The sequence below is a fragment of the Sulfurovum sp. genome (assembly GCF_049668085.1).
In the GTDB taxonomy this organism is placed as follows: Bacteria; Campylobacterota; Campylobacteria; order Campylobacterales; family Sulfurovaceae; genus Sulfurovum.
Map to the genome: position 1 here is coordinate 1 of NZ_JBATIY010000162.1, position 9,197 is coordinate 9,197.

A 9,197-nucleotide genomic window follows, 5' to 3' on the forward strand; every position below is an offset into this window, starting at 1 on the left:
ACTGCTGTCACATTTGTTTCCGTTACATTTTCCTTCTGCCATTGAAAGTGAGAATGTCAGTGCCAGTGCGCTAAGTAAGATCAGTAGTTTTTTCATTGTTTTTCCTTTGTATTATTGTTCTTCACCAAAAAGAAGGTGGTCGAAACTAAATTTTCCGGCTCCAAATGAAGCAAATATCGCTAAAAACAGCATATAGTATAAAGGAATTTCAAACCCGTTGTCCCCTGCAGAAAACCCATGTGTCAAATGGACAGTTGTGATAGCCACAATCATCACAATGATCAGAGGTATTGAAATGAGTCTTGTGAAGAGGCCCAGGGTCAAGAGTACCACGCCTAGAAGTTCTGTTCCTGCTGCCACATAGGCATTTAGAGTAGGAAAAGGGATACCAATGGAGCCAAACCAATCAGCAACACTTGAAATGTCTGACCACTTTTTCATCGCAGGTTCGTAAAAGCCATAAGCGATAGTAAGTCTGGCCAATAGCAAAGAGATGTTTTTCCCATGACTTAATATGCTTGTTGTCATTGGGTATATGGTTTTTAGCATTTGTAACTCCTTTTTATACAATACGTTCGTTGTTACAAGAGAAGTATAGTAGGAAAGATGTGTAGTGTGTGTGTATTAAGCAAAGAAAATAATCATCTTCTCCAAAAAAAGAGGAGAGATAGGGATAAAAACTATTTATCGCCACAGTTACTTTCACCGCATTTGCATAGATGGTATATTATATCTTTACATTACATGGTTTTATTCGCAATGCAGCCAGTGCAAAACCTATCACTAAAGCAAAAATTAACTTTTTCAGGGTATTTCCTTATATTTTTTGAGACATTGAGTATAATATCTAATCCGTGTAAAGTATGTACAGTACACCTAGAATACACACAATATAGTATATGATGCGTAAAGATCAATTTAAAGATATATAAATGAAAAGAAGAAAATTTCTTATATTGGGCTCTATTTTTGGCCTGTCTCCATATATGCAGGCAAAAGAGATGAGTGATTTTGAAAAAACATTTAAAAAGTTAGAACCGACACTCTCAGCAGTGCAAGCACATTTGTTCCCAGAAGGCAGTAAAATCCCTTCTGCCAAATCGATGAATGTCACACAGTTTTTATTTGAAACCATCATGCATAAGAGTTTTGATAGGGATATTAAAGCCTTTGTGCTTGAAGGGGCAAAGGAGCTGGAAAAGCGAGAAAAAGGACGATTTGTCTCTCTCTCGAAGGAAGAGAAAGAAAAAGCTTTACGTGCCTATGAAGCAACAGAATATGGCAGCAGTTGGCTGTCTCGTATGATAACACTTAGCATGGAGGGATTGTTCAGTGATCCGATCTATGGCTCAAATATTCAAGAGGAGGGATGGAAGTCTATCTCTTCCTATGGCGGTTTCCCAAGGCCAAAAACAAGGTATATTGAATTATGAGTATGTATGATGTTGTGATAATAGGATCAGGAGCAAGTGGTGGAGCTGTTGCCTACACTTTATGTCAGGCAGGATATAAAGTTGCTGTATTGGAAAAAGGCAAGCTTATGAATCGAGAAGCATTTTCCAAAGATGAATTGGCCTATAGTAGAAGAGATCTGGTCACACCTAATTTATTTGACGAGTATCATACGATCGAGGAAAAAATAGATGGAGAGTGGGTGGCTACCCCCACCTATGAATCTGGCTGGAGTTTCTGGAACGGGAGTATTGTTGGAGGGTCTTCAAACTTGATGTCCGGTATGCTGCATCGTCTGCATCCTGATGATTTTAGGCTTAAGAGTAAATATGGAGAGATCAAAGGTGCCAATGTGGTTGACTGGCCCATCTCTTATGATGATATGGAACCTTATTATGCCTTAACGGAAGAGCTTGTAGGAATTTCAGGCAGGGTAGATAAACATCCATTTGAACCACCACGCAGTACAAATGATTTTACGCAACCACCCACAAAAGAAAACGCAGTAGTAAAGCTGTTTGACAAGAGCTGTAAAGCACTTGACATTACACCGCTTGTCACACCAAGAGCAGTACTCTCAAAAGATAAACCTGGACGTGATGCCTGTTATTACTCAAATTTCTGTGGCAGTTATGGTTGCAGTTCTGGAGCAAAAGGAAGTTCAAGAGAAGCACTTTTAAAACCGGCTCTTGCAACAGGGAACCTGACCTTGCTGAGCAATACCTATGTCAAGTATCTACATACTCAAATTAAGGATGAAGTGTCATACGCTGTAGTCGTTGACACTATCACAGGTAAAGAGAAAAAAATAACAGGAAAGATCTTTGTTGTTGCTGCTCAGGCACATGAGAGTGCAAGGCTTTTGCTCAACTCTGCAAATGAACATCATCCTGACGGTTTAGGAAACAGTAGTGGAGAACTGGGTAAAAACCTACTCTTCTCCGGCGGAGGTTCGGGACAGGGAGAGTTACACAAGGACAGTTTGAAGCATATAAAATTTGAAGAACTTATGACAACAGGTCTTTTTGTTAATCGTTCGATCCTGGATTGGTATTTTATCGACCATTGGTGGGACGGTAAATTTAAAGGTGGTTCTGTAGAGTTCATGTTTGAACATCAAAACATCATTAGCCGCGCACGTAAAAATGGGTACAAAGATGGAAAACTGGTGTGGGGGAAAGATCTGGGAGAACGACTTGTTACGCGATTTACAGAACAGAAAAGCATTCGTTTTGAAGTCTTTAATGACTGGCTTCCCAATGATGACTGCTTTGTAGCATTGGACCCTATACATAAAGACAGATTTGGCATGCCTGTAGGGAAACTGAGACTCGAAGGGCACCCTCAAGATGTAAAAGTAGGCAGCTATATTGCTAAGAGGTGTGAGAAAGTACTTGAAGAGATGGGAGCAAAGAACATCTATTCTTCTATCTCTTCTGCTCCTCCACAAAACCTGGTTGCAGGAGGGTGTCGTTTTGGAAATGACCCAAAAACATCAGTATTGAATAAATATTGTCGATCTCATGATGTAAAAAACCTATATGTTGCGGATGCCAGTTTTATGCCAACAGGAGGCTCTGTAGCCTATACCTGGACCATCTATGCGAATGCTTTCAGAGTGGCTGATCATATCGTTAAGCAGTTAAACGTACGTTAGAATTTATATCCTTGTATAAGCTGGTTTTATTTTTTTTTAAAGTGGATTCTGATACTATGCATCCAAAGATGTTGAAAAAGCTAAACCTATTGTAAAGTAGGGACAGAAAACTATGGGTCTTCGAAAGATTGCCAAGTTGCCAATATTTACATGTGGATTACTGCGTTTAAATGACTTTCTTCTCTTTATCTCAGCACATTATGGGTTAAGACAAATTTAAATTTTTGTTTATTTTTTATTAATCATTAAGCGTTACAATTACATATATTTTTTAGTATGGATTATAATTTATACTATTAAAACGTATTACTTTAAACAGGGGCAATCATTGAAGAAACTTTATAAACTATTACTTACGTTCTCTCTCGCTACAGGTGCAACACATGCTGCCACTACACAAACTATTAAATATAAAGTGAAGAGTGGAGACTCTCTTTATAAGATAGCACATAAGAATAATACAACAATCACAAAAATACGAAAAGCAAATGGGATAAAAAAAGGTGAAGTCCTTAAGTTGGGAAAAGTGATCAAAGTACCAAAATCTGTGACTTCTTCAAAGAGTAAGAAAAAAGTAGTCAAAAAAAGCAGTAAGAAAAAATCTACTACATTGACAAAGTATCGTATTAAAAAAGGAGATACCCTTTCAAGTATTGCAAGAAAACATCATACCACAATTGCAAAGCTAAGAAAAGTAAATGGTCTTAAAACGAGTTCAATGATCAAAATAGGAAAGTCACTAAAAGTTCCTCAGAACAAGAAAACAATTAAATTTGCAAAAGTGAAGAAAAACATATCAAATAAAAAGTTAGCTGCATCACTTTCTCGATTAGATACGATTAGTTTAGAGGCAGGTAAAGCAAAAGCAAAAAAAAGTAATACATTTGCCTTCAGTGATATTTTTGTTGGGAAGAATAATAAAAATGCAGATAAATGTAAAAAGATTACATCATTGGCAAAAAAGAAATTAGGAAAAAGATACGTATGGGGTGCAAGCGGTAATAAAAATACCTATGACTGTTCTAGTTTTGTAAAATATGTCTATAAAAAGAATGGTATAGAGCTCCCACGTACTTCTATTATGCAGTCAAAAGTTGGAAAATATGTAAAAAGAGATGAATTACAAAAAGGGGACCTGATCTTCTTTGATACATCTAAAAGACGTAAGGGGTATGTGAATCATGTAGGTATTTACCTTGGAGATAATAAATTTATCCATGCTTCATCTGCGAAGAAAAAAGTTGTCATCTCAAAATTACATAAGAATTTTTATAGTAACAGATACAAAGGTGCAAGACGTCCTTCTTAATATTAAATCGTCTTCTTGAGGAGTGTTTACTCCTTGTACCCCTTCTATTCAATTAAACCTAATATTGGAATTAGTACCTTTATAGGCCTCCATCAGCTAGTTCATTTTGTTTTGATCAAAAGTGTAAAGGAAATACCATGACTATTTGTAGAAAATGTAACAACACAAATGTTACTTGGAATGGTATATGGAAGCAGTGTGCAAGCTGTGGTGAAGTGCATGAAAGACAAAATGTTGAGGTAAACAATAGAATTTTTTGTAGGCTCTTGTCTAATGAGAATAAAAGTTTGAATGATATTGATGCTTTGCCTTGCAAGTCGACACTTATGGGGAAATTGATATCAAAATTTCAATTAACTAACTAAAGTTTTTATGAATTTAGGAGGAGGTATGTCAAGGGTTTTCCCCCTTTGACATACTATCTGTTTTAATCTGCTTCTAATACTGCACCAGAACTCGCATTGGTTACCAATGCTCTATATTGTCTTAACCATTTACTTTTCAACGGCTTGATAAGAGGTTTAAAGTTTGCTCTTCTTTCTGCAATGACTTCATCACTGAGGTTCGCTTGTAAGATGTACTGATCCACATCGATATGTATCTCATCACCATCCTCAAGTAGTCCGATAAGACCACCTTCTGCAGCTTCAGGGCTTACATGTCCGATACTTGCTCCTCTTGTGGCACCTGAAAATCTACCATCAGTGATCAAGGCTACTTTGTCTCCAAGTCCCATACCCATGATAAGACTGGTAGGGCTAAGCATCTCTTGCATACCAGGACCACCACGAGGACCTTCATAGCGGATAACTACAACATCGCCAGCTTTAACTTTACCGGCTAATATGCCTTCTAGACACTCATCCTGTGAGTTAAAACATACAGCAGTACCAGTAAAGACTCTGTCTCCAGTGATACCGGCAGTTTTAATGACAGCACCTTGTTCTGCAAGGTTACCATAAAGGATGGCTAATCCACCCACTTCAGAGTAAGGATTGTCTATGGTATGGATAATATTCGTATCGAGTATCTTCGCATCTTTTACTTTTTCATACAGTGTTTCACCTGTTACCCCTAAGTTATCAAGTAAAATATTATCACCACGTTTCATCATCTCATGCATCACGGCATTGACACCACCTGCTTTATTGATATCTTCCATGTGTACGGTTGAGAGTGATGGAGAGATCTTTGCGATGTGAGATACACGCTTAGAGATGGCATTGATGTCACTGAGATTAAAGTCAACTTCTGCTTCTATTGCAATAGCCAGCATGTGAAGTACTGTGTTTGAACTCCCTCCCATTGCCATATCTACAGCGAAAGCATTACGTACGGCATTTTCATTCAAAATATTTCGCAAACGGTATTTTTCACGTTCAGCAGCTTCCGACTTTGCTATCTCACAGACACGTCTGGCAGCTTTTCTGTAAAGCTCTGTTCTCTCAGGGGTCAATGCAAGTATAGTACCATTCCCTGGAAGAGCGATACCCATTGCTTCCATCAGTGTATTCATAGAGTTCGCTGTAAACATCCCTGAACAAGACCCACCGCTTGGACAGGCATTACACTCAATGTCAAGTAGTTCTTCATCTGTGATCTCACCGGTTTCATGTTTCCCAACCGCTTCAAATGCCGTGGCAAGATCGATAGGGGTACCATCTTTTGTGTAGCCCTTTTCCATAGGACCTCCAGAGACAAACACTGTAGGTACATTCACCCGTAAGGCACCCATGATCATCCCAGGAACGATCTTGTCACAGTTAGGTATAGCGATCATCGCATCAAGTTTGTGTGCATTCATAACGGTTTCTATAGAGTTTGCAATGATCTCACGACTCGGAAGAGAGAAAAGCATACCATCATGTCCCATAGCGATACCGTCATCCACACCAATAGTGTTAAATTCAAAAGGTACACATCCATTGGCACGGATCTCCTCTTTGATCACTTCAGCAACTTTGTTAAGGAAAAAATGTCCGGGAATGATCTCTATGAATGAATTTGCCACACCGATGAACGGTTTTTCAAAATCTTCATCTTTTACACCCGTTGCACGCAGTAGACTTCTATGTGGAGCTCTACTAAACCCCTGTTTTATTTCGTCACTTCTCATGGAAAAGCCTTTTATATGTATTTTTATCGATTATAGCAGATGAATCTCAAAAAAAAGAGGACAAAAGCACTTTTTATCCAAGAAGTGATGTTTTCTCTTTACATTAAAAACTTTTTTGGCTATAATCGCACTCCAATTTTAAACTAATACTTTAAAAGAGGTATGGATGTGCGGGCGTAGCTCAGCGGTAGAGCATAACCTTGCCAAGGTTGGGGTCGACGGTTCGAACCCGTTCGCCCGCTCCATAAAAAATAAGTATTACATTATATGAATGGTACCAATTATGCCCGGGTGGTGGAATGGTAGACACAGGGGACTTAAAATCCCCCGGTCATTGTGACCGTGCCGGTTCAAGTCCGGCTCCGGGTACCACCATATATGGAACCATCGCCAAGTTGGTAAGGCCGCAGCCTGCAAAGCTGCTATTCGCCGGTTCGAGTCCGGCTGGTTCCTCCATTATATAAACTGGAATTTATCTATTTTTAGATAATATTCTATTCTTCAAATTGTCGGGAGATGTCAGAGTGGTCGAATGTGCCGGTCTTGAAAACCGGTGAGGGTTATACCTCCGGGGGTTCGAATCCCCCTCTCCCGGCCATTATTTTTAAACAAACCAATATAGTTACCAGCACAACGTACTTTGAGAGTGTTTTCACTGTTTTGTAAAAAACTTAAATACCACCTATGTACCACCACAGGTCTATTTTTTAGCGCTGTATCAATTCTTTTTAGTATTCAAACTACGTTCCAACTTTTCAAAAGCCTCTAAACGTTTATCCTTATCCATTTTCTCAAGATTAAGCATTTTCCATTTTACTGATGGAAGCCGATCAATATTCTTGAACGGCAATAGACCCCAATCAGGATCCCCTTTTTTGAACCCAAGCAAAAATGCTTTATGCTCTGCTGTTAATTTCTGATGCAGGATCTTGATCAGCTCACCCCTTGTATCGGTCAAAAGTTCTAGCTCTATAGGTTCTGTAGTCATACCTATAAACTGTTCTTCAAAGGTATGGCTAATATCTATGAGGTTAGGGTGTAGCAGTTTAGCTATAGGTTGATTTGAGCTGATAAGATATACGATAAATACATCCATCAAAGAATCACTAATGCCCTCATTGTCAAGCAATCCTCTCACATCAAAAAAGTCTCTTGGATGTTGACGGTCAAGTGCTGCACATATTTTACCTGCATAGAGATCATCATGATGCACTACCAATGTTTCTGCAAATCCAAATGCTTCTTCCACTTTTGGACTGACCATTTCAAGAGTTGGCTCCTTAACAGTTCCTCTCATTACAGGGGATGTCTCTATTTTAATACGTACACCATCCTTCTCAACTTGCAGTTTAGAGAGTGTGCCATCTCCTCTTTGTTCCAGTCGATATACTTTTGAACCTTTCATACTCTTCTCAATATTCTGTGCAATTCTCTCAAGTGCCTCAGCAATATGTTTCAGACTGCTTGTTCTGTTCTCAACAGGTAGATACATCAAGTCAATATCTACAGAGAGTCTTGGCATATCTCTAACGAACATATTGATGGCTGTTCCGCCTTTTAGGGCAAAGCACTCTTCATTGTTGATGTATGGCAGTACTTCTAAAAGCAACTGTACTTGTTTATAATAAATATTTGAGTTGTCAAGCATTAAATTCCTTTGGTACTGTAATCATATAGGTTTTATGATAATTTCCATCTTTAACAATTTGCAGTTTTCCTGAGCCTATTTCTATATCTTTACTGATATGCCCAGTCCAGGGAAAGTTATAGTAGTCTGCGAAGAAGAGAAACAATCGTTTTACTTTTCTACTGCTACAGTTCAGAAGTAACTCATTTAGAACTCTTGGGCTTAGTGTTGTCAGTCCTTCAAATATCTCTGCAACAAACTTAAAACTGATTCCTTTATCTCCCACTTGGTAGAGAAGTTCAAGTATAGCTCTTTCGGGTGAAGAGATGTTTATTTGCCAATCTCGTATAGAGGTATCCTGTTTCTTTAGTCCCAGATCTCCAAAGAGTGGTTTTTTATAAAAGGTGAAGGAGAGAGACTCTATCTGCCTGATCCATGCAGGAGGTGACTTCTCTCCATACAGCGTAATAGACTTCTCTCCCCCTATAGGTAAGTAATGTGCATAACCTAAAAGGTTAAGTGCGGAAAGTCCTCCCAGATGAAAAGGCAGTCCTGCAAGCTTCTGAAGTCCCAGGACAGCTCCCTGCCATTCCAATATTGATGCAGGTCTTATGTAGGCTCCGTTCCCAAGTTTGGTCAGCCATCCATTTTTAACATACTTGTAGATTAGCTGTGAGGAATAGCCATTGGCAGTGAACCATGAACTTGGTGCCACAACACCTTCGGGTAACAATTGATATAGTTGTTTTAGTTTTAACTCTTTTTCTAAACTCATAGTTTATATTCTACCATATTTTAGAACTAATTACTATATTTTTGTTCTAAATATTTAGAATAAATAAACTATAGGTTTATATTTTATATTATTTTGGAACTTATAGATATAAATATGACATATATAGACGTAAGAGATTATGCCTTCAGTATCTTAACACTTTCCCCTGTAATTACATTATCTTTTACATATTATTATTGTTGTAGTTGACCAAGTGAAGTTTGAAGATTATCAATATGTGTTTGGTAACATTGTTACCAA

The 9,197-nt window shown here is 38.3% G+C and carries 7 protein-coding genes, 4 tRNA genes and 1 riboswitch; of the genes, 7 read left to right on the top strand and 4 right to left on the bottom strand.

Annotated features, from left to right (window positions below; all coding sequences use genetic code 11):
* Positions 1–111: 111 nt before the first annotated feature.
* Positions 112–549 (bottom strand): DoxX family protein, encoded by a 438-nt coding sequence (locus WBM70_RS09930; RefSeq protein ID WP_424558354.1) that lies wholly within the window; start codon positions 547–549, stop codon positions 112–114.
* Between the two features lie 383 nt (positions 550–932).
* On the opposite strand from WBM70_RS09930, the gene WBM70_RS09935 reads away from it, so the two are divergent.
* The 3 genes from WBM70_RS09935 (at position 933) to WBM70_RS09945 (ending at position 4,418) form a co-directional block, all read left to right on the top strand.
* The gene (locus tag WBM70_RS09935; RefSeq protein ID WP_424558355.1) at positions 933–1,433 is read left to right on the top strand and encodes a gluconate 2-dehydrogenase subunit 3 family protein; all 501 of its coding nucleotides are present in this window, start codon (positions 933–935) and stop codon (positions 1,431–1,433) included.
* Positions 1,430–3,109 carry a GMC family oxidoreductase gene (locus WBM70_RS09940; RefSeq protein ID WP_424558356.1) on the top strand — a complete coding sequence of 560 codons (1,680 nt, stop codon included), beginning with the start codon at positions 1,430–1,432 and terminating at the stop codon, positions 3,107–3,109. Before WBM70_RS09935 ends, WBM70_RS09940 begins: the two co-directional genes overlap by 4 nt.
* 69 nt (positions 3,110–3,178) lie before the next feature.
* A riboswitch (cyclic di-GMP riboswitch) is annotated at positions 3,179–3,253 on the top strand.
* 184 nt (positions 3,254–3,437) lie between these two features.
* Positions 3,438–4,418, top strand: coding sequence for an NlpC/P60 family protein (locus WBM70_RS09945; protein WP_424558357.1), 981 nt, complete (start codon positions 3,438–3,440; stop codon positions 4,416–4,418).
* 427 nt (positions 4,419–4,845) lie between these two features.
* On the opposite strand, the gene ilvD is transcribed toward WBM70_RS09945, so the two are convergent.
* A complete protein-coding gene (ilvD, locus tag WBM70_RS09950; protein WP_424558358.1) occupies positions 4,846–6,534 on the bottom strand; it encodes a dihydroxy-acid dehydratase in 1,689 nt (562 codons plus the stop codon).
* A 170-nt stretch (positions 6,535–6,704) separates the two neighbouring features.
* Here ilvD and WBM70_RS09955 point away from each other — a divergent pair.
* The 4 genes from WBM70_RS09955 to WBM70_RS09970 all read left to right on the top strand — a co-directional run bounded on the left by WBM70_RS09955 (position 6,705) and on the right by WBM70_RS09970 (position 7,132).
* A tRNA-Gly gene (locus WBM70_RS09955) sits at positions 6,705–6,779 on the top strand.
* 40 nt (positions 6,780–6,819) lie between these two features.
* A tRNA-Leu gene (locus tag WBM70_RS09960) sits at positions 6,820–6,906 on the top strand.
* A gap of 8 nt (positions 6,907–6,914) precedes the next feature.
* A tRNA-Cys gene (locus tag WBM70_RS09965) sits at positions 6,915–6,990 on the top strand.
* A gap of 54 nt (positions 6,991–7,044) precedes the next feature.
* A tRNA-Ser gene (locus WBM70_RS09970) sits at positions 7,045–7,132 on the top strand.
* Positions 7,133–7,252: 120 nt separating this feature from the next.
* Here WBM70_RS09970 and WBM70_RS09975 read toward each other — a convergent pair.
* Complete coding sequence (locus WBM70_RS09975) at positions 7,253–8,182, bottom strand: nucleotidyl transferase AbiEii/AbiGii toxin family protein (RefSeq protein WP_424558359.1); 930 nt, start codon at positions 8,180–8,182, stop codon at positions 7,253–7,255.
* The gene (locus WBM70_RS09980) at positions 8,175–8,936 is read right to left on the bottom strand and encodes a type IV toxin-antitoxin system AbiEi family antitoxin domain-containing protein (protein ID WP_424558360.1); all 762 of its coding nucleotides are present in this window, start codon (positions 8,934–8,936) and stop codon (positions 8,175–8,177) included. The genes WBM70_RS09975 and WBM70_RS09980 overlap by 8 nt, the downstream gene beginning before the upstream one ends.
* Between the last annotated feature and the right edge of the window lie 261 nt (positions 8,937–9,197).

Excerpts from the sequence above, each read along its gene's own strand:
- WBM70_RS09975 (WP_424558359.1), bottom strand. The coding sequence starts at position 8,182 with ATGCTTGACAACTCAAATATTTATTATAAACAAGTACAGTTGCTTTTA.
- WBM70_RS09980 (WP_424558360.1), bottom strand. The coding sequence starts at position 8,936 with ATGAGTTTAGAAAAAGAGTTAAAACTAAAACAACTATATCAATTGTTA.
- WBM70_RS09930 (WP_424558354.1), bottom strand. The coding sequence starts at position 549 with ATGCTAAAAACCATATACCCAATGACAACAAGCATATTAAGTCATGGG.
- WBM70_RS09935 (WP_424558355.1), top strand. The coding sequence starts at position 933 with ATGAAAAGAAGAAAATTTCTTATATTGGGCTCTATTTTTGGCCTGTCT.
- ilvD (WP_424558358.1), bottom strand. The coding sequence starts at position 6,534 with ATGAGAAGTGACGAAATAAAACAGGGGTTTAGTAGAGCTCCACATAGA.
- WBM70_RS09940 (WP_424558356.1), top strand. The coding sequence starts at position 1,430 with ATGAGTATGTATGATGTTGTGATAATAGGATCAGGAGCAAGTGGTGGA.